Source organism: Novosphingobium sp. BL-S-21, assembly GCF_055521655.1.
This window is the reverse complement of the sequence record NZ_CM145496.1, coordinates 1,739,781-1,762,291: the sequence shown is the minus strand read 5'-3', so window position 1 is coordinate 1,762,291 and position 22,511 is coordinate 1,739,781. Positions and strand designations below refer to the sequence as shown.

The 22,511-nt window shown below is 67.4% G+C and carries 23 protein-coding genes; 9 read left to right on the top strand and 14 right to left on the bottom strand.

Translation table 11 applies throughout. The annotated features are described in order from the left end of the window. Positions 1 to 39: 39 nt before the first annotated feature. The 5 genes from ACZ1J6_RS16770 to ACZ1J6_RS16750 form a co-directional block, all read right to left on the bottom strand. Entirely contained in the window at positions 40 to 1,470 is a 1,431-nt protein-coding gene (locus ACZ1J6_RS16770) for an ATP-binding protein (RefSeq protein ID WP_465127562.1), read from the bottom strand. 14 nt (positions 1,471 to 1,484) lie between these two features. Further along, entirely contained in the window at positions 1,485 to 2,219 is a 735-nt protein-coding gene (locus ACZ1J6_RS16765) for a response regulator (RefSeq protein ID WP_132264690.1), read from the bottom strand. A 41-nt stretch (positions 2,220 to 2,260) separates the two neighbouring features. Next, positions 2,261 to 3,046, bottom strand: a complete 786-nt coding sequence (locus ACZ1J6_RS16760) for an EF-hand domain-containing protein (protein ID WP_465127561.1) — start codon at positions 3,044 to 3,046, stop codon at positions 2,261 to 2,263. Positions 3,047 to 3,243: 197 nt separating this feature from the next. Then, a complete protein-coding gene (locus tag ACZ1J6_RS16755) occupies positions 3,244 to 3,645 on the bottom strand; it encodes a cupin (RefSeq protein ID WP_465127560.1) in 402 nt (133 codons plus the stop codon). An 82-nt stretch (positions 3,646 to 3,727) separates the two neighbouring features. Continuing rightward, positions 3,728 to 5,563: an aminopeptidase P family protein gene (locus ACZ1J6_RS16750; RefSeq protein WP_465127559.1), complete on the bottom strand. Its 1,836-nt coding sequence runs from the start codon at positions 5,561 to 5,563 to the stop codon at positions 3,728 to 3,730. A gap of 42 nt (positions 5,564 to 5,605) precedes the next feature. Here ACZ1J6_RS16750 and ACZ1J6_RS16745 point away from each other — a divergent pair, with 42 nt between their 5' ends. Further along, the gene (locus ACZ1J6_RS16745) at positions 5,606 to 7,711 is read left to right on the top strand and encodes a S9 family peptidase (RefSeq protein ID WP_132264697.1); all 2,106 of its coding nucleotides are present in this window, start codon (positions 5,606 to 5,608) and stop codon (positions 7,709 to 7,711) included. 50 nt (positions 7,712 to 7,761) lie between these two features. After that, positions 7,762 to 8,112, top strand: coding sequence for an acyl-CoA thioesterase (locus ACZ1J6_RS16740; protein ID WP_207912891.1), 351 nt, complete (start codon positions 7,762 to 7,764; stop codon positions 8,110 to 8,112). A 94-nt stretch (positions 8,113 to 8,206) separates the two neighbouring features. On the opposite strand, the gene ald is transcribed toward ACZ1J6_RS16740, so the two are convergent. Next, complete coding sequence (gene ald, locus ACZ1J6_RS16735) at positions 8,207 to 9,322, bottom strand: alanine dehydrogenase (RefSeq protein WP_134094687.1); 1,116 nt, start codon at positions 9,320 to 9,322, stop codon at positions 8,207 to 8,209. A gap of 136 nt (positions 9,323 to 9,458) precedes the next feature. Between ald and ACZ1J6_RS16730 the strand changes: the two genes are divergently transcribed. Further along, positions 9,459 to 9,914 (top strand): Lrp/AsnC family transcriptional regulator, encoded by a 456-nt coding sequence (locus ACZ1J6_RS16730; protein WP_132264703.1) that lies wholly within the window; start codon positions 9,459 to 9,461, stop codon positions 9,912 to 9,914. 61 nt (positions 9,915 to 9,975) lie between these two features. Here ACZ1J6_RS16730 and ACZ1J6_RS16725 read toward each other — a convergent pair whose 3' ends face one another. From ACZ1J6_RS16725 to ACZ1J6_RS16710, 4 genes are all read right to left on the bottom strand, one after another. Continuing rightward, positions 9,976 to 11,730 carry a cation:proton antiporter domain-containing protein gene (locus ACZ1J6_RS16725; protein ID WP_132264705.1) on the bottom strand — a complete coding sequence of 585 codons (1,755 nt, stop codon included), beginning with the start codon at positions 11,728 to 11,730 and terminating at the stop codon, positions 9,976 to 9,978. Positions 11,731 to 11,922: 192 nt separating this feature from the next. Next, complete coding sequence (locus ACZ1J6_RS16720) at positions 11,923 to 12,390, bottom strand: hypothetical protein (protein ID WP_465127558.1); 468 nt, start codon at positions 12,388 to 12,390, stop codon at positions 11,923 to 11,925. Continuing rightward, entirely contained in the window at positions 12,390 to 14,807 is a 2,418-nt protein-coding gene (locus tag ACZ1J6_RS16715; protein WP_465127557.1) for an FtsK/SpoIIIE family DNA translocase, read from the bottom strand. Before ACZ1J6_RS16715 ends, ACZ1J6_RS16720 begins: the two co-directional genes overlap by 1 nt. 97 nt (positions 14,808 to 14,904) lie before the next feature. Further along, positions 14,905 to 15,468, bottom strand: coding sequence for a thiamine phosphate synthase (locus tag ACZ1J6_RS16710; RefSeq protein WP_465127556.1), 564 nt, complete (start codon positions 15,466 to 15,468; stop codon positions 14,905 to 14,907). Between ACZ1J6_RS16710 and ACZ1J6_RS16705 the strand changes: the two genes are divergently transcribed. Then, positions 15,467 to 16,129, top strand: a complete 663-nt coding sequence (locus tag ACZ1J6_RS16705) for a YggS family pyridoxal phosphate-dependent enzyme (RefSeq protein ID WP_465127555.1) — start codon at positions 15,467 to 15,469, stop codon at positions 16,127 to 16,129. The two genes, ACZ1J6_RS16710 and ACZ1J6_RS16705, sit on opposite strands and share 2 nt — an antisense overlap. An 88-nt stretch (positions 16,130 to 16,217) precedes the next feature. Here ACZ1J6_RS16705 and ACZ1J6_RS16700 read toward each other — a convergent pair whose 3' ends face one another. Both ACZ1J6_RS16700 and pyk read right to left on the bottom strand, forming a co-directional pair. Further along, positions 16,218 to 16,841: a hypothetical protein gene (locus ACZ1J6_RS16700; RefSeq protein WP_132264714.1), complete on the bottom strand. Its 624-nt coding sequence runs from the start codon at positions 16,839 to 16,841 to the stop codon at positions 16,218 to 16,220. A 14-nt stretch (positions 16,842 to 16,855) separates the two neighbouring features. After that, the gene (gene pyk / locus ACZ1J6_RS16695) at positions 16,856 to 18,340 is read right to left on the bottom strand and encodes a pyruvate kinase (RefSeq protein ID WP_465127554.1); all 1,485 of its coding nucleotides are present in this window, start codon (positions 18,338 to 18,340) and stop codon (positions 16,856 to 16,858) included. A 79-nt stretch (positions 18,341 to 18,419) separates the two neighbouring features. Here pyk and ACZ1J6_RS16690 point away from each other — a divergent pair, with 79 nt between their 5' ends. After that, on the top strand, positions 18,420 to 18,731 hold the full coding sequence (locus ACZ1J6_RS16690; RefSeq protein WP_132264717.1) for a DUF1244 domain-containing protein: 312 nt from the start codon (positions 18,420 to 18,422) through the stop codon (positions 18,729 to 18,731). Between the two features lie 49 nt (positions 18,732 to 18,780). Here the strand turns inward: ACZ1J6_RS16690 and sugE are convergent, their stop codons facing one another. Next, on the bottom strand, positions 18,781 to 19,098 hold the full coding sequence (sugE, locus tag ACZ1J6_RS16685; protein ID WP_132265308.1) for a quaternary ammonium compound efflux SMR transporter SugE: 318 nt from the start codon (positions 19,096 to 19,098) through the stop codon (positions 18,781 to 18,783). Positions 19,099 to 19,379: 281 nt separating this feature from the next. Between sugE and ACZ1J6_RS16680 the strand changes: the two genes are divergently transcribed. Then, positions 19,380 to 19,616 carry a DUF2312 domain-containing protein gene (locus ACZ1J6_RS16680; protein WP_086492369.1) on the top strand — a complete coding sequence of 79 codons (237 nt, stop codon included), beginning with the start codon at positions 19,380 to 19,382 and terminating at the stop codon, positions 19,614 to 19,616. A 142-nt stretch (positions 19,617 to 19,758) separates the two neighbouring features. On the opposite strand, the gene ACZ1J6_RS16675 is transcribed toward ACZ1J6_RS16680, so the two are convergent. Next, entirely contained in the window at positions 19,759 to 20,493 is a 735-nt protein-coding gene (locus ACZ1J6_RS16675; protein WP_132264719.1) for a CPBP family glutamic-type intramembrane protease, read from the bottom strand. A 208-nt stretch (positions 20,494 to 20,701) separates the two neighbouring features. Here ACZ1J6_RS16675 and ACZ1J6_RS16670 point away from each other — a divergent pair, with 208 nt between their 5' ends. From ACZ1J6_RS16670 to ACZ1J6_RS16660, 3 genes are read left to right on the top strand one after another with little or no spacing between them, the layout of a single operon-like run. Further along, on the top strand, positions 20,702 to 21,466 hold the full coding sequence (locus ACZ1J6_RS16670; RefSeq protein ID WP_132264720.1) for a YebC/PmpR family DNA-binding transcriptional regulator: 765 nt from the start codon (positions 20,702 to 20,704) through the stop codon (positions 21,464 to 21,466). 8 nt (positions 21,467 to 21,474) lie between these two features. Then, on the top strand, positions 21,475 to 21,951 hold the full coding sequence (gene ruvC, locus ACZ1J6_RS16665; RefSeq protein WP_132264722.1) for a crossover junction endodeoxyribonuclease RuvC: 477 nt from the start codon (positions 21,475 to 21,477) through the stop codon (positions 21,949 to 21,951). Positions 21,952 to 21,971: 20 nt separating this feature from the next. After that, the gene (locus tag ACZ1J6_RS16660; protein WP_465127553.1) at positions 21,972 to 22,499 is read left to right on the top strand and encodes a nucleoside deaminase; all 528 of its coding nucleotides are present in this window, start codon (positions 21,972 to 21,974) and stop codon (positions 22,497 to 22,499) included. Positions 22,500 to 22,511: the final 12 nt, after the last annotated feature.

The following is a 22,511-nucleotide window of genomic DNA, read 5'->3' as shown; positions in this document are numbered from 1 at the left end:
CCGTCCGCTGTCTGGAATTGAGCGCCTGCGCCGCGAACGTCAGCCCAGAGGCAGTTCCAGCCGGGCGGTCAGGCCTTCGACGGTGCCGCTTGCCGAGAGCCGGTTGGACAGAACCAAGGCGCCGCCGTGCTGGTCGGCAATGGCGCGGGCGAGGGCGAGGCCGAGCCCGGCGCCGCCCGTGGCGCTGTTGCGCGAGGGGTCGCCGCGGGTGAAGGGGTTCATCATGTCCGCGATCGCATCGTCGGGAATGCCGGCGCCATCGTCCTCGATCAGGATGACGGCGCGGCCCTCTGCGCGGGAGAGCGAGACGCGGGCGCGTTCGCCGTAGCGCAGCGCATTGCCGATGAGGTTGCGCAAGGCGCGGCGGATCCAGGTGGGACGCAGTTCCAGCGCCATCCGCGCGGTGTCTCCCACTTCGACCGGCTCGCCCATGTCCTCGTATTCCTCGATCACCGAGAACATCAGCGCGGAGAGTTCGGTGCGTTCGAGCGGATCGCTGGGTCGGCCGACGCGGGCGAGGGACAGGATGTCGTCCAGGGTGTGGACGATGTCCTCGATGGTGGCTGCCATGCGGCCGCGCTCGACGTCGTCCGTCACCGATTCGATGCGGACGCGCAGCGCCGCCAGCGGGGTCTTGAGATCGTGGCCGATGGCGCCCAGCATGACGTTCTTCTCGTCCAGCAGGGCGGCGATGCGCGATTCCATGGCGTTGTGGGCGATGATGAGGCGCTGCATGTCCTCCGGCCCGGAAGGGGCCAACTGGCCCTCCACGTCCTGCGTGGCGGCGAAGCGTTCGAGGCGGCGCGTCAGGGCGGCGAGCGGCCGGGTGATGCGGCGCAGGATCAGCGCCACGGCGGCCATGACGACGATGTAGATGATGATCGTCTGGACCAGCACCGGCGTCAGCAGGACGTTTTCCGGCCTCGGCGCGCGCACCCGCGAGATGATCCAGCTGCCGTTTTCTTCCGTGCGCACGCCGACCACCAGCAGGTTGGCCCGCATGATGCGGTCGATTTCCTCACGCGCGAGGCCGTAATTGGCGGCGCGATCCAGCGCGTTGCGGCGGGCGACGCGGTCGCGGCCGACGTCGCGGTGGACCACGACGATGTCGCGCACCGGGAACTCCTGGTCGGCCAGGATCTTGGCCAAGCCCACTTCCGCTTCCCGGTCGCGCGTTTCTCCGGGACCGGCGGGGGAGCGCGTGCTGTATTCGAGGTGATAGCCCTTGGGCGGCGGGCCGGAGAGCGGCACGCGCGGCCCGTCATGCCGCCGCGACAGCGCGCGGGGGCCGCGCGTTTCCATGATGAGGCGGAACGCGGAGGCATTGAGCATGCTCGCCTCGTAGCCCTCGCGCTGGGCGCGATAGACCAGGAACGCGCCCAGGCCCTGCACGAGCATCAGCGCGACGGCCACTGCCAGCAGCATCTGGCCCATCAGGCTATGGGGACGCGGCATCTTCAGGCTCGACATCTTGCGGGTTCCGCTCAGTCCGCGTCCAGCGGCACGCGCCGGACGTCCGTGGCCAGCATGTAGCCGCCGCCCCACACGGTCTGGATCAGCTGCGGGTTGCGCGAATCGACCTCGATCTTGCGGCGCAGGCGGCTGACCTGGTTGTCCACCGCGCGGTCGAACAGATGCGCTTCGCGGCCCTGCACCATGTCGAGCAGCCGATCGCGGTTGAGCACCTGGCGCGGGTGTTCGAGGAAGGCCATGAGCAGGCGGAACTCGACCGAGGAAATCGGCACGGTCGCGCCTTCGGCATCGGAAAGGCGGCGTTTGAGCGGATCGAGCAGCCAGCCTTCGAAAGCGAAGGCCTCGTTCTCCGGCGCCTGCGCAGGCATGCGGGCGGCGCGGCGCAGGACGGAGCGGATGCGGGCGACCAGTTCGCGGGGCTCGAAAGGCTTCACGACGTAATCGTCGGCGCCGATCTCCAGCCCGACGATCCGGTCGGTCGCCTCGCCGCGCGCGGTGAGGAAGATCACCGGAATGTCCTGCGCTTCCACGAAGTGGCGGCAGAGCGAGAGGCCGTCCTCGCCCGGCATCATGATGTCGAGCAGGACGAGATCGGGCCTGTCGTCGCGCAGCTTGCTGCGGGCTTCGGCTGCACTCGTGGCCGGGGTGACGGCAAACCCCTGGCGCGACAGGTAGTCGGCCAGGGGCTCGCGGAGTGCAGCTTCGTCGTCGACCAGCAGGATGCGGGCGGGCGAGATGTCGTTCATTCCAATCCTTTTCCGTCCGGTCGCGCGGGCGGGGTCTCGGGTTACTTCGTCGCGGGTGCCGGGGCCGGGGGCGGCGGCGGGGTATCGCCCCGGCCGCGCCGGGCCTCCCCACGCTCGCCCTTGCGGGCCTGCCACTCGGCACGCATCTTGTCATGCGCGGCGCGGCGTTCCTCGGGGGTGACCTTGCCGTCCTTGTTGGTGTCTGCGGCATCGAAGCGCTGAAGGGCGGCTGCGACGAATTCGGCGCGGGTCACGGAGCGATCGCCATCGGCGTCCGCCTTGCCGAAGCCCATCATCGGACCCTTCATGCCGCCGCGCGGACCGTCGTGGCGGCCATGGCGATCCTTTCCAGGGCGCCCCGTGGGGCCGGCCATGTCGGGGCCACCGGGAGGCGGCGGCATCGCGCCTTCCGCGCCGGGCGGGGGTGGGGGCATGTCGGCCGGTCGGTCACCATGGGGCCGGTCGCCATCGGGCCGGTTACCATCGGGCCGGTCGCCGTCACCGCGCGGTCCGCGATCGGCCATGAATTCGGCTTTGGAGATCGATCCGTCCTTGTTCGTGTCGAGACGGTCGAACGCGGCTTCGCGCATCTGCTGGCGGCGGGCCTCGCGGTCTGCGCGGTCGAGCTTGCCGTCCTTGTTCACGTCGAGACGCGCGAACATTTCCTCCGCCCGGCTCTGGGCTTCGGCGCGCGTTTCGGTGCGCGTTTCGGGACGGTCGCGCTGCGGGCCGGCAGGAGATTGGGCCGGAGATTGGGCGCAGGCCACCCCGGCAACGGCCAGCGCAGCGGCGGAGATGCCTACGGCGATCTTGCTGAAGCGGTTCATCCTCTGGGCTCTCTTTCTTCGGGCGAATAGGGCGAAAGCCGGGGGACGGGGAAGGGAGGGGGAAGAACAGCCCCGCGGCTTTCTGAGATCCCGTCTAACGACCGCTTGTCGCGCAGTTGTGCCGCCTTGCGGCTTTATTGTCGCCAATTGTCACAGGCTTGGCACTCTATTCATGCGGAGGCAAGCCTTGCGCCGTTTCATCGCGGCCGGTGCTGCGTTCCCATCCCCGCCGTCACGAACAGCGCCGTCGCCCGGCCGTCGACATCGGCGGTATGCCAGGCGCCGGGCGGGTTGATGGCATATTCGCCGGGCTGGAGCGATACGGTGCGCGCCGTGCCGTCCGCCAGTTCCTGGTGCAGCGTGATCGCCCCGCCCAGGCAGACCACGAGTTCGTCGCCGGCGGGGTGCATTTCCCAGCTGTCCCAGCTTTCGTCGAAATCGTACATCGAGACGAGGCGGCCCTCGGCCCCGTCGGCGGCACTCCGCTCGATATAGTCGGCGTACCATTCCATGCCGGTGAAAGCGGGCTGCGCCCTGGCCACCGCGCCGCGGCCGAGATGGACCGGATGGGTCCTGAGATCGTGCACTGCGTCCGTCATCGGGCGACTCCTCCCGGCCAGCCTGTTTCCGGGAGGAGGTTACGCCTGAGCCCGCAGGCTCACAACATCGGAAGCCGCGCGCTCAGAAGGGGCGGCACTGCGCGTCGAGCCAGTGCTTCACTTCGCCCTCGACTTGCGGGCCGATCACCTGGAGCACTTTGGCATGGTAGGCATTCCACCAGGCCACTTCCTCCGCGGTAAGCAGCGAAAGGTCGACGAGGCGGCGGTCGATCGGCACCAGGGTCAGCGTCTCGAAGCCGAAGTATTCGCCGTCCGCTCCGGCGAACTGGCGCGGTTCGACGAGGATCAGGTTCTCGATGCGAATGCCGTATTCGCCGGCCTTGTAGTAGCCCGGCTCGTCGCTGAGGATCATGCCCGCGAGCAGTTCCTGCGATGTGCCGGCCTGGCCGCCCGCCGGCTTGCCGATGCGCTGCGGTCCTTCGTGAACCGAGAGGAAGCTGCCCACGCCGTGGCCGGTGCCATGGGCGTAGTCGAGCCCGACGGCCCAGAGGAACTGACGTGCCAGCGCGTCGAGCTGGCCGCCGTTGGTGCCCTTGGGGAAGACCGCGCGGTCGATGGCGATATGGCCCTTGAGCACGCGGGTGAAGCGGTCCTTCACTTCGGCCGGCGGGGCGCCGCTCTCATTTTCCGGGCTGCCGATCCACACGGTGCGGGTGATGTCGGTGGTGCCGCAAGGGTACTGCCCGCCCGAATCGACGAGGTAGACGCTTTCCGGCGCCAGGGTCAGGCTCGATTCGTCCGAGACGCGGTAGTGCGGGCTGGCGGCGTTGGGGCCGGCGCCGGAGATCGTGTCGAACGAGAGGTCGCGAAGATCGCCGCATTCCTGGCGGAAGGCGTGGAGACGGTCCGAAGCGCTCATCTCGGTCACTTCGCCCTTGGGGCCTTCGACCGAGAGCCAGTGCAGGAAGCGCGTGACGGCCACCCCGTCGATGGCCTGGGCCTTGCGGTGGCCTTGCTGCTCGACCGGGTTCTTCACCGCCTTGGGCAGGATCGTGGGATCGCGTTCCTCGACGATCGCGGCGCCGGCGGCGCGCAGTGTTTCGAACACGGCGGCCACGGCATTGTCGGGATCGACCGAGACGCGCTTGCCTGCCAGTTTGCCGAGGCCCGCGACGAAGGCATCGCGCGGCTGGATGCGAACGGCATTGCCAAGGTGCTGGCGCAGTTCGGCCGTCACCTTTTCCTCGGCGATGTAGAGATCGGCCGTGCCGTCGGCATGGGCGACGACGTAGGAGAGCGCCACGGGGGTCCGCTCCACGTCCGTGCCGCGCAAGTTGAGCAGCCAGGCAATGGAATCGAGCGCCGAGATCACGGTCGCATCGAGACCGCGCGCGGTCAGCCATTCGGAGACGGCGGCGCGCTTGGCCTTGCTCGATTCGCCGGCGAAGGCATCGTCATGGACGATCGCCGCAGCGGGCGAGGGGGCGGGCTGGTCCTGCCAGACGGCATCGATCGGGTTGCCGTCCACCGCCACGAGCGTGCCGCCCTTGTGCGAAAGCGCGGCCTGGGCGGCTTCCACCCATTTGGAGCCGTGAAGCCAGGCGTCGTAGCCGATCTTCGCACCCTTGGGCGCGTGCTCGCCCAGCCAGCGGGCGGCGCTGGTCTGCGGCACGCTTTCGTAGGCATAGGCCTTGCCGTCCACCTGCTCGCGCACCTGGAGGGTGTAGCGCCCGTCCACGAACATGGCGGCGGCGGGAGAGAGCGTGGGATCGGTAAGCACCACGGCCGTTCCGGCCGAGCCGCCGAAGCCGGTGAGCCAGGCGAGGCGCTGCGCATAGGCGCCGACGTATTCGCTCATATGCTCGTCGGAAATGGGGATCACGAAGCCGTCGAGGCCGCGCGACTTGAGTTCCTGGCGCAAGGCATCGAGCCGCGCTTCGTGGGTATTCATCAACATGAGGTGGGTATCCGGCTTGCGGGGGTCATGTGTGCAACATAGATGGAGGCAATGGCAGATTCCACCCAGGCCCTTGCAGGTCCTCCACAGGCGGCGAAGAAGCCGCATTCCTTCACTCACCACGGCCTGAGCGTGGAAGACGACTACGCCTGGCTGCGTGACGCGGGTTATCCCGAGGTCACCGACAAGGCGGTGCTGGACCATCTCGAAGCGGAAAACCGCTGGTTCGAGTCGCGCATGGAAGGCCGCCAGGGGCAGATCGACGCGCTGTTCAAGGAAATGCGCGCGCGCATCAAGGAAGCCGACAAGTCGGTGCCGCAGAAGGACGGCGATTTCCTCTACTGGATCGAATTCGAGGAAGGCGCCGAATACAAGAAGTGGTGGCGCCGCCCCGTGGGCGCCAGCGAAGACGGCAGCGCCGACGAGCTGATCCTGGACGAAGTGGCCCTGGCCGAGGGCAAGGAATACTTCAACCTCGGCGCGATCTCCACCAGCGCCAACGGCAAGCTGCTGGCCTATGCCTATGACGACAACGGTTCGGAGCGCTTCACCGCGCGGATCAAGAACCTGGAGACCGGCGAACTCCTGCCTGACGAAATCCCCGGCACGCTCTCGGCGCTGGTCTGGGTGGCGCAGGACAAGGGTCTCGTCTACTCGCTGGCCAACGAGCAGTGGCGTACCGACAATGCCCGCCTGCACTGGCTGGGGCAGCCGCTGGAAAGCGATGTCGAACTCTATCACGAGGACGACGAAGGTTTCCGCGTCGGTTCCTCGCTCTCCTCCAACGAGAAGTGGCTGCTGATCGGCGCCAGCGATCACGAGACCAGCGAATGCCGCATGGTCCTTGCCGACGATCCGCTGGGCCCGCAGATCCTGGTCAAGCCGCGCGTCAAGGGCGTGGAATACGACGTGGATGAGCGCGAGGGCGTGCTCTACATCCACACCAACGACAGCCACGAGAACTTCCGCCTCGCCACCGCGCCGCTGGATAATCCCGGCGAGTGGAGGACGCTGATCGAGGGGGCCGATGCCTTCTACCTCACCGGCGTGGACCTGTTCCGCGACTTCTACGTGGTCGAAGGCCGGAAGACGGCCGGGCGCGGGGCCGGGCTCGACCAGATCGAGCTGCGCTACTACGACGATTCCTCCCGCGTCGAGCCGATCGTCTTCCCCGAAGCCAGCTACTCGGCCGGGCTTTCCAACAATCCCGAATGGCACATGGACGTGCTGCGGGTGACGTACGAATCGATGGTCAGCCCCTCGTCGGTCTACGACTACGACGTGAAGGACCGCACGCTGGAGCTGCTGAAGGTCCAGGAAATCCCTTCGGGCTACGACGCCTCGCTCTATGCCACCGAGCGGCTGGAAGTGACCGCGCGCGACGGCACGGCGATCCCGGTTTCGGTCGTCTATCGCCGCGACCGCACGAGTGCCGGGCCGCTGCATCTCTACGGCTACGGCGCCTACGGTATCTCCATCGATCCGGGGTTCTCGACGGCGCGCCTCAGCCTCGTCGACCGTGGCTTCGCTTATGCCATTGCCCATATCCGCGGCGGCGACGATCTGGGCCGCGCCTGGTACAAGGCCGGCAAGCTGGAGAAGCGGGCCAATACGTTCAACGACTTCGTCGATGTGGCCAAGGGCCTGATCGAGCGCGGCTTCACCGAGGCGGGCAAGATCTCGATCTCGGGCGGCTCGGCGGGCGGCGAACTGATGGGCGCGGTCATCAATTCCGATCCCGACCTGTTCGGCGCGGTGGTGGCGCATGTGCCTTTCGTGGACGTGCTGAGCACCATGCTCGACGACACATTGCCGCTGACTCCGGGCGAATGGCCGGAATGGGGCAATCCCATCGAGGACCGCGCGGCCTTCGAGCTTATCCGCAGCTACTCGCCCTACGATCAGGTCAAGGCCCAGGCCTATCCGCCGCTGATGGTGACGGCCGGGCTCAACGATCCCCGCGTGACGTATTGGGAGCCCGCCAAGTGGGTCGCCCGTCTCCGCGAATTGAAGACGGACGGCAACGAACTGATCCTCAAGACCAACATGGGTGCGGGCCACGGCGGCAAGTCCGGCCGGTTCGAAAGCCTGAAGGAAACCGCGGAGGAGTTCGCGTTCATTCTCTGGCAGCTCGGCGTTTCCGAGTGAAGCCGCCCTTCACCCGGACATTCACGGCGCAGGCCCATGACATCGACGTCATGGGCCACGTCAACAATGCAGTCTGGGTGCAATGGATGGAGGCCATGGCCACCGCGCACTGGGAAGCGGTGGCCCCGCCCGAGCACCAGGCGCTCTACGCCTGGGTCGTGACCCGGCACGAGATCGATTATCGCGGCAATATCCGCGAGGGCGAAAGCGTGACGGGAGAGACCTTCATTCCCGAAGGTCCCAGCGGCGCGCGCTTCGTGCGCCGCGTGGATTTCCGCAACGAAACGGGCAAAGTGCTCGTTTCCGCCCGGACGACCTGGGCCATGATCGACATCGCCTCCGAACGCCTCATGCGCGTGCCACCCGAGGTCGCGGCGCCCTTCTGGGACGGGTCTGACTGACCCCGCGCAACTTTCCGCGCAACCCTTGGTATGTTTCCGGAAGCTCGGGCCGCCCTCGTCCCGGGGCAAGGCCGGGACGAGAGCCGCCAGATCATCAGCCCAGAACGTCGCTCACCGGCACGTAGTCGTACCCCAGCTCGGTCGCCACGGCCTCGAAGGTCACTTTGCCGGCGTGGACGTTGAGGCCCTCGGCCAGGTAAGGATCGGCCTGTAGCGCGGCCTTCCAGCCGAGGTTGGCGATCGCCAGGGCGTGGGGCAGGGTGACGTTGTTCAGCGCGTAAGTGCTGGTGCGGGCCACGGCGCCCGGCATGTTGGCCACGCAGTAGTGGACGATGCCGTCGACCACGAAAGTCGGCTCGGCATGAGTGGTGGCATGGCTGGTTTCGAAGCAGCCGCCCTGATCGATGGCGACGTCCACCAGCACCGCGCCCGGCTTCATCGTGCCGAGCATGTCGCGGGTCACCAGCTTGGGAGCGGCCGCGCCAGGGATCAGCACCGCGCCGATCACGAGGTCGGCATCGGCCACGCTTTCCGCCAGGTTGGCGGTGCTGGCGAAGCGGGTCTTGGCGCGGGCCTCGAAATAGATGCCCAGCCGTTCGAGCACGTCGGGGCTGCGGTCGAGGATGGTGACGTCGGCGCCGAGGCCCACGGCCATCTGCGCGGCGTTGAAGCCGACCACGCCGCCGCCGATCACTGCGACTTTGCCCGGCATCACGCCCGGTACGCCGCCCAGCAGCACGCCGCGCCCGCCATGGGCCTTCTCCAGCGCGGTGGCGCCGGCCTGGATCGACATGCGCCCGGCCACCTGGCTCATCGGCTTGAGCAGCGGAAGCTGCCCGCCGGGGCCGGTCACGGTTTCATAGGCGATGGCGGTGACGCCGGACTTCACCAGGTCGGCCGTCTGCTCGGGGTCGGGGGCGAGGTGCAGGTACGTGTAGAGGATCTGGCCTTCCCGCAGCATGGCGCGTTCGCCCGCCTGCGGTTCCTTGACCTTCACGACCATCTCGCAGCCTTCGAAGATCTCCCGCGCGGTCGCCACGATCTTGGCGCCCTGGCGGGTATAGTCGGCGTCGCTGGCGCCGATGCCCTGGCCGGCACCGCTTTCCACCCAGACTTCGTGCCCGTGAGTCACGAGTTCGCGGGCACTCTCCGGCGTCAGGCCGACGCGATATTCGTGGTTCTTGATTTCCCTGACCGTACCGACACGCATATTATCGACTCCGCGAAAAACTCTCCTGCCGATGAGATACACCCGGGCCCCTGCAATGTTTCACCGAATTGGGGCTTGTCAGAAAGCGAGGCAGGAATATTTCCCAGTCCTGAAACAAACGACAAGAGAATTTTCCATGGACCGGGCAGACCGCGCACTCCTCGAAGCGTTGCAGGCCGATTCCTCGCGCTCGATCGCCGAACTGGCGGCTCTGGTGAACCTGTCGTCCTCCGCGTGCCACCGGCGCATCCGCGCCCTGGAGGAGCAGGGCCTGATCCTGGGTTATGCCGCGCGGGTGGATGCCCGGCGGCTTGGCCTGTCGATGGAAGTCTTCGTCGAGATTACGCTGACCAGCCAGAGCCGCGAGGCCATGGAGCGTTTCGAGCGGGCGGTGGGAGACTTCGACGATATCCTCGAATGCCACCTGATGTCGGGCGCGGCGGATTATCAGCTGCGTGTCGCCGCCTCGGACCTCGATCACTACGACCGCATCCACCGCGACTGCCTGGCGCGGCTGCCGGGGGTATCGTCGATGCGGACAAGCTTCGCGCTGCGCCGGATCAAGCGGTTCGAGGGCTATTCGGTGCCGTGAGCGCCCGCGGGCAAGGCGTCACCCGAAGGGGCGCTTCCCGGAGGGATGCCGCCCGCCAGCGTCAATGGGCGTCGCGCAGGTCCTGGGTCAGGATGCGATCGCGCGCGGCGCGCAAGTCACCGGTCTCGTGCTGGATCGACAAGCGCTCCCGGTCGCTGGCGCGATAAGTTTCCTCGGCATTGTCGATCTGCTCGATGGAGAGGCCAAGGTCGTCCAGCGCCTCGCGGGCCAGGGCGACGGCCGATTCCATCACTTCGCGGACCATGAAGGTGACGGGGGCATCCATCAGCCGGATCATCGCGCGCCGGTCATAGACACGGGCGAGGATGCGGGCATCGGGGAAAGCCTCGTGGACGTTCTGGAGGAAGCTGTCCGAGAGCTGGTCGCCGTCGATGCAGAACACGATCATCTGCGCGCCGCCGGCGCCGGCCTGCCGCAACAGGTCGATGCGGGTGCCGTCCCCGAACCAGACTTTCGCGCCGAAACCGCTGGCGACGTCGATCATCTCGATGTCGGTATCGATCAGCGTCACCTGGATTTCGGCAGCGATCAGCACTTGCGCCACGGTCTGGCCGAAGCGGCCGTAGCCCACCAGCAGGGCCTTGGCGCCGTCCTTGCGCGGCCCTTCGCGGGTTTCCTTGCTGGTCGGCATTTCGCGGATGCGCGCGGTGGCCATCATCAGGAACGGGGTGGTGACCATCGACAGGGTGACGATGGCGCTGAACAGGCTGGCGGCGCGGGGCTCGATCAGCCAGGCGCTCTGCGCCTGCGCGAAAAGCACGAAGCCGAACTCGCCGCCCTGGCTCAGCAGCAGGCCGAGTGCCAGCGCACTGCGCCAGTTCATGCGGAACAGCAGGCCCAGCCCGAAGATCACCGAAGCCTTCACCGCGATCAGGGCCAGCGCCATGGTGGCGACGAACAGCGGGCGCTCGGCAATGGCGGAAAGGTCCAGCATCATGCCGACCGACATGAAGAACAGGCCGAGCAGGATCGAGCGGAACGGCTCGACGTCGGCCTCCAGCTCGTGGCGGTAAGGCGTATCGGCGAGCATGACGCCGGCAATAAAGGCACCCAGCGCGGTCGAAAGGCCGAGCGACTGCATCAGCGCGGCAGAGGCGATCACGGTGAACAGCGCGGCGAAGACGAACATCTCGCGCTCGCCGAGATTGCCGATCAGGCGGAACAGCGGGCGGATCACGAAGCGCCCGGCCAGGATCAGGCCGGCGATGGCGGCCAGGGTCTCCAGCACCAGGATCCAGCCCGGAGGGCCTTCGGGCAAATGCGGGTTGCGGTTCATCGCCGCGATGATCGTGATCAGCGGGATGATCGAGAGGTCCTGGAACAGCAGGATTGCGAAGGAGCGTTCGCCGAAGGGCGTGTTCAGGCGCCCGGCGCTCTGGAGCATCGGCAGGACCTGCGCGGTCGAGGAGAGCCCCAGCGGCAGGCCCAGCGCCAGCGAGGCGGCCAGGCTGAACCCGGCCGAATAATAGATCACCGCAGAGACGGCGAGGCCGCAGAGCGTCACTTGCAGGAAGCCGAGGCCGAAGATCTCGTTGCGCATCCGCCAGAGCCGCCGCGGCGCCAGTTCCAGGCCCACGATGAACAGCAGCAGGGTGATGCCCAGCTCGGCAATGCCCAGCTTGTTCTCCGGATCGCCTACCAGGCCCAGCGCGTAAGGTCCGAGGATGGCGCCTGCGAGCAGGTAGCCCAAGGTCGCACCCAGGCCGAGGCGGCGGAACAGCAGGACGAAGGCAAGCGCCGTGCCGAGCAGCAGGAAGCCGTCGCGCAGGAGGAATGCCTGGGTATGATCTTCCATCGGGGCCTTTCGGGCGGGAAGCGAAAATTGCGTGCGGACGGTCTTCTTAGGGCGTCACGCTGCGGTGCGGAACCCTAGACGAAGGGAGGGGCCAGAAAAGGCCAACCGATCCGGGTGGCGCCACCCGGGCCGCGCCGGACCGGGGCACGCCTATCGAGGGCCGGGCCGATCGGGGGCCGGGCCTGCGATGGCTCAGCGCGGGAGCACGCCGGTGCAGACATATTTCAGCACCAGCCCGTCCTCGCCCGCCCATTGCACGCCGGAGGCGCTTGGGCTGGCATCGCTCCAGTCCCGCAGCACCGTGCCGTTCGGACGGACGATGCGCCAGTGATAGGACAGGGCGCGGCTGCCGGTACAGTCCACCGCGCGCTCGGTGTAGAGCACGGTGCCTTGCGGATAGCCGGCATTGGCGCGCAGCAGGACCTGCATCTGCCGGAACTGCCGCCCGATCATGCCGGCCTTCACGCTGGCCTTGTCGACATAGACGCTGCGGCCGAGCGTGTTTTCCACGCTGGGCACGAACAGACGCTGCCATTGCGCCGCCACGCCCGTCGCCGCCACGCCCGTCGCCGCCACGCCCGTCGCGGCCCCGCCCGTCGTGGCCAGGGCGGGCGCGGCCAGCAGGCCGAGCAGGGTCAGGCCGCGCTTTCCCGCTCGCATCAGAGCGGGCTGCCGTTCTCGTCGCGGTAGATGTCGCGGCGGCCGACGTGGTTGGCGGGGCCGACGTAGCCGTCGTTCTCCATGCGCTCCACCCACTTGGCGGCGGTGTTGTAGCCGACGCCCATCTGCCGCTGGAGCCACGAGACCGAGACTTTCTGGTTCTCGAACACCAGCTGGCAGACCTGCCGGTACTTGCGCTCTTCCGGCTGGTCCGACGCGGTGGCGTCGAGGTCGTCGAAGCCGAAGGAGCCTTCCTCTGGCTCCTCGGTGACGGCATCGACGTAGTCCGGCTTGCCCTGGCCGCGCCAGTGATCGGCAACGTGCTCGACTTCCTCGTCCGAGACGAAGGGCGCGTGGACGCGTTTGATCGGGTCGGTGCTGGGCTTGTAGAGCATGTCGCCCTTGCCGAGCAGCTGCTCGGCGCCCTGTTCGCCCAGGATGGTGCGGCTGTCGATGCGGCTGGTGACGGCGAAGGAGATACGGGTCGGCAGGTTGGCCTTGATGACGCCGGTGATGACGTCGACCGAGGGGCGCTGCGTGGCCATGATGAGGTGAATGCCCGCCGCGCGGCTCTTTTGCGAGAGGCGCTGGATCAGCACTTCGATTTCCTTGCCCACCGTGACCATGAGGTCGGCCAGTTCGTCGACGATGAGGACGATCTGCGGCAGCGTCTCGTAATCGAGCTGGCGGTCCTCGTAGAGTTCCTCGCCCGTCTCCGGGTCGAAACCGATCTGGATGCGGCGGCCGAGCGGCTTGCCCTTGGCGGCGGCGGCGCGGACCTTTTCGTTGAAGCTGGCAAGGTTGCGCACCGAAATCTCGCTCATCTGGCGATAGCGGCGCTCCATTTCCTCTACCGCCCACTTCAGCGCGCGCACGGCTTTCGGCGGCTCGGTCACCACCGGCGAGAGCAAGTGCGGAATATCGTCGTAGCTCTTGAGTTCGAGAACCTTGGGATCGACGAGGATCAGGCGGCACTGCGCGGGGGTGAGGCGGTAGAGCAGCGAAAGCAGGATGACGTTGAGGCCGACCGACTTGCCCGACCCGGTGGTACCCGCGACCAGCAGGTGCGGCATGGTTGCAAGGTCCGCCACCACGGGCTCGCCGGCGATGTCCTTGCCCAGGATGATCGGCAGCATGCCCTTGTGGTTGGCGAAAGCCTCCGAGGCGACCATTTCCTTGAACGAGACCATCTGGCGGTCGGCGTTCGGAAGCTCGATGCCCATGACCGTGCGGCCGGGGATCGAGGCGACGCGCGCGGAAATCGCGCTCATGTTGCGGGCGATGTCGTCGGCCAGGCCGATCACGCGGCTGGCCTTGATGCCGGGAGCGGGCTCCAGCTCGTACATGGTGACGACCGGGCCGGTGCGCACGGCCGTGATCTCGCCCTTGACGTTGAAGTCGTCAAGCACGGTTTCCAGCAGCCGCGCATTGCGCTCCAGGCTGAGCTTGTCGACCTTGGGCTGCGAATTGGGCGGCGGATCGGCCAGGATGTCGAGCCCGGGCAGTTCGTACTTGTCGAACATGTCCTTCTGGCGGTTGCCCAGGTTGAGCTGCGCAGGGGCGGCGCTGGCCTTGGGATCGCTGATTTCGGGCGCCTTGCGCGGCTTGTCGGCCGCAGCGTCGAGAGCGGCGGCGGGCGCATCGATGCGGGGCGCGGGCTTGGCCATTTCCTCGCCCGTGTCGCGCGCGCTTGTATCGCGTGCCCCCTTGTCGCGTGATTTGGTCTTTTCGGACATGGCGGGCGCTGCCTCGCCTTCGCCGCGCAGGCGGCCGATCCGGCCCGGCAATGTCAGCAGGCGCACCCAGTCGACCGCGAAGACCTGTCCGGCCAGGGCCACGCCGGCCAGCGCGCAGAGCAGCGCCAGCACGAGCTTGATCCAGCCCTGGACGACTTCGGGCGCGAAGGCCGCGATGCCGGTGATGCCCTTGGCGCCCAGCAGGCCGGTGATGCCGCCCATCGAGGCGGGCAGCACGCCGCCCGGCGCCGTGAAGACCAGCGACATGACGGTGGCGATCAGCGTCATGGCGATCGCCAGCACTGCCACCGGGCGCCACCAGCGCTGGTTGGAATGTTCGATCTCGTTGTCGTCCTCCTCCACCAGCAGCCAGAGCTTGCGGGCGAAGACGTAGAGCAGCGGCACGAACAAGGCCGAAACCGGGCCGAACAGCACCAGCGCGCGCTCGGCCACCCAGGCGCCGACGGAGCCCATCCAGTTCTGCGCCGGCCCCCCTGCAGCGGTGGAGGCGGAAGGGTCGGTCTGGTGATAGCTGACGAGTGCCAGGGCCAGGAATGCCATGGCCGCAAACAGCGTCAGCGCGCCGCTCAGTTCGGAGGCGCGGCGCAGGGAGCGCTTGAGAACGGCGCGCCAGTTCGGCTTGGCGATCCGCCGTCCTGGTGCGATGGGCCGGGTGGCCATTAAGAATTCCCCCTGGAAATCGGGCCTCTGATCAGGCCCGGATAATGCGCTCTGGCGGGACTCGCCGTCAAGAATGGATCGGGAACAGCCCTGTGGGCTAGCGGGCAAGGCCCTGAATCGCAGCCCATTTCCTCGACGGCAAAGTGCGCGCCCGATGCACTGTCATGCCGCCCAGCGCAATCACTGGAACGGCGGAACGGGCGGCGAGCAAGTGAAAATGCACGCGGCCGAGCGTCGCCCCGCCGGGATGAGAGCGGGTCGCGAAGACCGGCGAGAGCAGGATGGCGTCGGCGCGGGCGCGGTGAGCCCGGCCCAGTTCGCGCAGGGAATGGACGGTGACGAGGCGCGGGCAAGCGGGCCCCCGCGCCAGCCTTGCGGGCGCGCCATAAGCGCCGTCTGCACCCCAGCCCCGCGCCTCCCGTGCGGGGCCCGACAGGAACACGCTGTGCCCGAAGCGGCGGGCCGCGCGCGCAAGCGCTGCAAACCGTGCGCGGCGCGCGGCAGGGGCCAGGTGATAATGCCGATAGACCAGCCCCGATCCCCGCGGCAGGCGGGCGAGGGTGCGCTCCAGGGCTTCGTCGTTGCGGGCGTCGGTAATGAGCCAGATGTCGGGAAGAGGCGGGTGGCGGTTCGGCACGAAGCCGCTATAGCAGCGCGCCATGGATCAGCCAGTATCTCCTCTCGACGACATCCGTGCCCGCATCGCCCAGGCTGCCCGCATTGCCGGGCGCGAGGCCGAATCGGTGGAACTCGTCGCCATCTCCAAGACTCACCCCGCCGAGGCCATTGTGCCCCTGATCGCCCAGGGCCAGCGCGTCTTCGGCGAAAACCGCGTTCAGGAAGCCGAGGCCAAGTGGCCGGCCCTGCGCGGCGAGCACGAGGGCATTTCGCTTCATCTCGTGGGGCAGCTCCAGTCCAACAAGGCCGAGGATGCCCTGAGCCTGTTCGACTGCATCCATTCGGTCGACCGGCCCTCGCTGGTGTCCGCGCTCGGCAAGGCAATGGACAGGACCGGCCGCCGGGTGCCCTGCTTCGTGCAGGTCAATATCGGCGCCGAGGAGCAGAAGGGCGGCTGCGCCATTGCCGAAGTGCCCGCATTGCTGGCTGCCGCGCGCGAGGCCGCGCTTCCGGTCGCGGGCCTGATGTGCGTGCCGCCGCAGGGCATCGAGGCAGCGCCGTTCTTCGCGCTCCTGGCGAAGATTGCGGCGGACAACGGCCTGTCGCAGCTTTCGATGGGCATGAGCGAGGACTTCGAGACCGCCATCATGCTCGGCGCCACGCATGTCCGCGTCGGCAGCGCCCTGTTCGGCGCGCGGGGCTGATCTGAACTTTAAAGCGGGCGCGTCCCGGACTTGATCCGGGACCGCTGGCCGCTTGTGAAGCGCGAACTCTCCGTCGCGCGGGATCGGTCTAAAGCCGCGGCGACTTGCGCGTTTTGAGCGAGGGAAGGCGGCTGGCGACTTGTTGTTCCAGCAGCCCGTCCAGCAAGGCCGCGATGGCATTGTTCGGATTGTCGCCGCAGAAACCGCTGAGCCAGTGAGCCCGGCCTTTCGTAAGGCGTTCGGTCACGAAGCCGGGCCCGTCCATGCAGATCCAGCGAACCTGCCCTCGGCTTTCCGGAGTGCCTTGGGCGAGCAGTTCGTCGATCGTCCCTGCAAGATCATCGTAGGCATCTTCGGAAAGAGCGAAACGCATTTCGCCGTCCGGGTCCCATCGGTCGATCCCATGGCGGAAGAAGCGTGCAAGGACTTGAGGGCCCTGATCCCGCGTCTTGCCGTGCAGTTCGATGATGTATCCGGGCGCGCCCAGGGCGGGCGTGGAGCTGAAACGGATGACGTCGTCCGCGATTTTGCGCAGCGGTCTGCTTCCGGTTCCGTTCAGGACATCGCGATGTGCGGCGTAAATTCCTTCGCCCAGGTTGAGCGCGCTGGGCGTTTCCGACGCCGACGAAGGGCTTGCTCCGGCTGCAAGCGGCGAACCCAGAAATGCGAAGAACGCCAGCAACGCGGCGGTGCGGTGCGGCTTTCTTCGCATCTCCGGATCGAACCTCAGTTCGGCGTTTCCAGCTCGTTGCCGGTCAGCGTCACCACATGCAGCAGGTTCGTCGAACCCGGCGTGCCGAAGGGGACGCCGGCCAGTGCCACCAGGCGCGTGCCGGCGGCGCCGAAGCCGTGGCGCAGGGCCATGCGCTTGCCCTTGGCGATCATCTCCTCGAAGCTGCCGATGTCCTTGGTGGTCACGGCATGCGCGCCCCAGAGCAGGGCCAGGCGGCGGGCGGTCTTCTGCGAGGGCGTGAGCACCAGCATCGGCGCGGCGGGACGCTCGCGGGCGACGCGGCGGGCCGAGCCGCCCGATCCGGTGAAGACGATGATGCCTTCGATCGGCAGGGTGTCGGCAATGGTGGCGCAGGAGGCGGAGAGCGCGTCGGCCGTGGTGGCGTCGGGCGGGGTCTGGGCAAGGTGGATGCGCTCGCGATAGGTCGAGTCGGTCTCCACCTTGATGGCGATGCGGTCCATGATCGTCACCGCTTCGACCGGCCACTGGCCCGCTGCCGTTTCGGCCGAGAGCATGACCGCGTCGGCGCCGTCATAGACGGCATTGGCCACGTCGGACACTTCGGCGCGGGTCGGGGAGGGGCTGGTGATCATCGATTCCAGCATCTGCGTGGCGACCACCACCGGCTTGCCGATGGCGCGGGTCTTGGCGATGATGTGCTTCTGGATCGGCGGCACTTCTTCAGGCAGCAGTTCCACGCCCAGATCGCCGCGGGCGACCATGATGCCGTCCGAAAGCTCGATGATCCCGTCGATGGAATCGACCGCCGCCGGCTTTTCGATCTTCGACATGAGCGCGCAGGCACCGCCGATCAGGCGGCGCGCTTCGGCCACGTCTTCGGGGCGCTGGACGAACGACAGGCCGATCCAGTCGGCGCCTTGCTCCACCGAGAAGGCGAGGTCGCGGCGATCCTTGTCGGTCAGCGCGGGCACCGGCACGATCGCGTCGGGCACGTTCACGCCCTTGCGGTCGGAAATGAAACCGCCGACTTCGGCGGTGCAGAGGATCGAATCGGGTTCCGGCTTGATAACCACCAGGCGCAGCTTGCCGTCGTCGATCAGCAGGCGCTGGCCCTTCTGGAGAATGCCGAAGAGCTCGGGATGCGGCAGGCAGACGCGGTTCTCGTCACCCGGCGTGGGATCGCGATCGAGCGTGAAGTGAGCGCCGTGGCGCAGGAACACCTTGCCCTCGGCGAAAGTGCCGACGCGCAGTTTCGGGCCCTGGAGGTCGCAAAGGATCGCCACGGGGCGCATCAGGTCCTTTTCGACCGCGCGGATATTGGCGATGGTTTCGCGATGGGTCTCGTGATCGCCATGGCTCATGTTGACGCGGAACGCATCGGCGCCGGCCTTGAGCAGCTTGGCGATGGTCTCCTTGTCGCGGCTGGCCGGCCCCAGGGTGGCAAGAATCTTCACCTTGCGCTGGCGCTTGATGCCGCGATGGTGCGGCGAACGACGAAACGGAGGGGTGGTGGCCAAAATCTGTCTGCCTCTCTTTCGATATTTCGGCGACATATGGCAAAGGCGGCATGACAAACCAAGGACGATTGCCAGAAATATGAACGGAAACGACCAGATCGACCAACTCGACGACGCTGTGGCGGCCGCGGCGTTCCGTCGCCTCGTGCGGCACCTCCAGACTCGCCACGATGCGCAGAACATCGATTTGATGGGGCTGGCCGGCTTCTGCCGCAACTGCCTGGCGGACTGGATCCGCGATGCGGGCTACGATGGCGACAAGGCCGCGGCGCGCGAAGTGATCCACGGCATGCCCTTTGGCGCCTGGAAGGATGCCTATCAGAGCGAGGCCACGCCCGAGCAGATCGCGCGGATGGAGGAAAGCCTGAAGAAAAACGGCGGATCGCACTGACGCCCCAGGGCGATGTCCCGGGGCCGGTTTCGGGGGCGTGCCAGCGCCCTCAGGAACTCGCGAGCTTCATCATGACCAGCCCGGCCAGGATCAGCCCGGCCGCGGCGAGGCGCATCGCGCTGGCCGATTCCCCGAGCAGGACGATGCCGACGATGAAGGCGCCCAGCGCGCCGATGCCGGTCCAGACCATGTAGGCGGTGCCCAGCGGCAGCACGCGCATCGCCCAGGACAGCAGGCCGAAGCTCGCCAGCATGGCCGCGATCGTGACGATGCTGGGCCAGAGGCGGGTGAAGCCGTTGGACTGCTTCATCGCCGAGGCCCAGACCACTTCGAACAGGCCGGCAATGACGAGAACGATCCAGGGCATGGCAGTGGGCATTGGGGGGCAACCTCCTGAAATGGTTGCCGGGCCGTCCCGGTCTTGATGCTCCCGGGCGCGAGGTCGGTTCGGCCGGGGAGGCGGGAACGTGGTCGCCGCTCGCGGGGCGAATAACGCGGGCCCGTCGGGGATGCAACGGGGAAGGGCCGGGCGCCCTTGCTGCGGATTACACACAGGATTTCCACAGGTCGGCGCTTTGCCCGAATCCGGCGCAGTCGCTATCAGCCGCCGCCAAACCGATTCACGATTCCTATTGGAGCACTACACCGATGGCCGAAACCACCGACGATCGCCTGCGCCTGCTGATCGAGCGCGTCGAGCGCCTCGAAGAGGAAAAGAAGGGCATCTCGGACGATATCCGCGACGTCTACAACGAAGCCAAGGCAGTCGGCTACGACGTCAAGATCATGCGCCAGATCGTGCGCATCCGTAAGATGAAGCCGGATGACCGCCGCGAAATGGACATGCTGCTCGACACCTACAAGACGGCGCTCGGCATCGACTGATGCCGCGAGCCTTCGACATCCGTCGAAGGCGAACCGAACAAGGACTTGGGCCGGTGCAGCAAGCTCGTCACTTTCGTGGCGAGCGCAGCCGGCGAAGACTCCGGCGTCTCGCCCCGCCCTTGCGGCCGGGCAGAAACGCGCGTCACGTCCCGAAATGCACCAGCAGCATGGTCGCCGCATTGGCGCCGGCGTGCTGGAGCATGGCGGCGTGCAGGCCCACGCGCTGGCGGGTGAAGCCCAGCAGCAGCGCCGCCCACAATTGCGGCAGCACCAGCGGCAGCGTCAGCACCGAGACGGCAGGATAGTTCGTCAGGTGCACGCCTGCGAAGACGAGCGCCACGATCCAGAACACCGCCGGATAGGCCGCAAGGAATCCGGCCATCGGCGCGCGCCGCTTGCGCAAGGCGATCCAGCCGCCCAGCGCCGCAAGGGCCAGCGCCGCCAGCGCGCCTGCCAGCACCATCGGCGCCATGCCTTTCGCGCAGACCACCAGGATCGCCAGCACCACGGTGCAGGCCAATAGCCAGAGCGCGCGGGGGCGCCCTGTCTGCCAGCCGCGGAAAAGCGCCTCTTCAGCAATCGGGGCAATCAGGATCGTGAAGGGGAGCAGCCAGCCTCCCGGCAGCTTGTCGAAAGCATCGGGCGGGGAAAGGTGCATGGCCTGCTGCCAGATCCCGATGAGCGGCAGCACCACCAGGAAAAGCCCGGCGATGTGAACCGTTTCCAACACGCCGAGCGCCGCCCAGCCTTCGCGCCTGCGCAGGCCGATCGGCGTGAGCACGGCGGGCCGCCGCAGGAAAGACGGCAGTTCGCGCAGCATGCCCAAGGGTGCGAAGGGCGGCGCGGAACGGGCGGGCGGGTGGGTTCGGGTAGCCATGTCCGTTCCTGATAGCCCCGTCATCCTTGCCAATTCGTTGTGCGATGCGGCGCATGATCGGCGTGCGGAGCGGGCGGTTGCCCTCGGGTGCCGGCCTGTTGTAAGGCGCGCCCTGCGTCAATTGGCACACAACATTCACCGGACCTCATTCTCCGGGCCTCGCGGATCAGTCCGCAGGCAGGCAGACGAGCGAAGCAAGAGCGGACCCATGGCAGGCCATTCCAAATTCAAGAACATCATGCACCGCAAGGGCGCGCAGGACAAAAAGCGCTCGGCGCAGTTCAGCAAGCTCTCCCGCGAAATCACCGTCGCGGCCAAGATGGGCATGCCTGATCCGGACATGAACCCGCGCCTGCGCGCCGCCGTCAACGCGGCCAAGGCGCAGTCGATGCCCAAGGACAACATCCAGCGCGCGATCGACAAGGCGAGCAAGGGCGATGCCGAGAACTACGAGGAAGTGCGCTACGAAGGCTACGGCCCCGGCGGCGTGGCCCTCATCGTCGAGGCGCTGACCGACAACCGCAACCGCACCGCCACCAACGTGCGCACCGCCTTCTCCAAGAACGGCGGCAACCTTGGTGCTTCGGGCGCGGTTTCGCACGGTTTCGAACGCCTTGGCCTGATCGAATACCCCGGCAGCGTGGGTGACGAGGACAAGGTCCTCGAAGCCGCGATCGAAGCCGGCGCCGACGATGTCGAAAGCGATATGGGCGATGGCGACGAGAACCCCGGCAGCCACCAGATCTGGGTCTCGGTCGATTCGCTTCACGAAGTCGCCCGCGAGCTGGAAAAGGTCCTTGGCGAGGCCGAGGGCGTGAAGCTGGCGTGGAAGCCCAACCTCACCGTCGACGTCGATGCCGACACTGCCGGCACGCTGATGAAGCTGGTCGACACGCTCGAAGAAGACGACGACGTCCAGACCGTCTGGGGCAATTACGACATCTCCGACGAAGTCATGGAAAAGCTGGGCTAAGCCCAGCCGTGATCATCATCGGCCTCGATCCGGGGCTCACCTGCACGGGCTGGGGCGTGGTCGCCAAGAGCGGCAGCCGCCTCAGCCACGTTGCCAACGGGCAGATCCGCACCGACGCGAAGGCCGGCATGGCCGAGCGGCTGGTCGAGCTCGATGCCGCGCTCACCGACGTGATTCTCCTCCACCGGCCCGATGCGGGCGCAGTGGAGGAGGTCTTCGTCAACGTGAACCCGCAGTCGACGCTGAAGCTGGGGCAGGCGCGCGGTGTCGCCATGCTGTCGATCGCGCGGGCCGGTTTGCCGGTGGCCGAATACTCCACCAAGGTCATCAAGAAGGCGCTCGTCGGCACCGGCGGCGCCGACAAGAAGCAGATCCAGCACATGCTGAAAGTGCTGCTGCCCGGCGTGAAGCTGGCGGGCGAGGACGCCTCCGACGCCCTGGCCGTGGCCATCACGCATGCCAACATGCTCGGGAGCCACCGTTAGGTCAGCGCGTTGTGCGCGTCATGGAACCGCACGGCGAAGAACGAGGCAGCGATGAAGACCGGGCCGATGCCCGCTGGATGGCCGAGGCGATCCGCATCGCCGTGGCCGAAAAGGGCACCGATCCTGCCAACACCCCGATTGCCGCGCTCGTCGTGCTCGATGGAAAGCTGATCGCGGCCGGCGTCAACCGCACGGCCGAGCGCTGCGACGCCACCGCCCATGCCGAGATCGAAGCCTTTCGCCTTGCCGGCCGGGCCGTGGGCGCGATGCGCGTGGAGGGGGCGACGCTCTATTCCACGCTGCAACCTTGCGGAATGTGCACGATGGCGGCGATCTGGGCGGGGGTCAGCCGGATCGTCTACGGTGCCGGCCGGGCGGACGTGCATGCCATGTATTTCGAGGATCGCCACCTTTCGACACTCGATTTCGTGACCGACGCCTGGAAGGACGACCTGTCGGTGACCGGCGGCGTGATGGCGCAGGCCTGCGCAGCGCTCTATTACCGACCGTGGGACCAGGTTTCCGAAGATCAACAGGCAAACACCTGAAGGCGCCCGGCG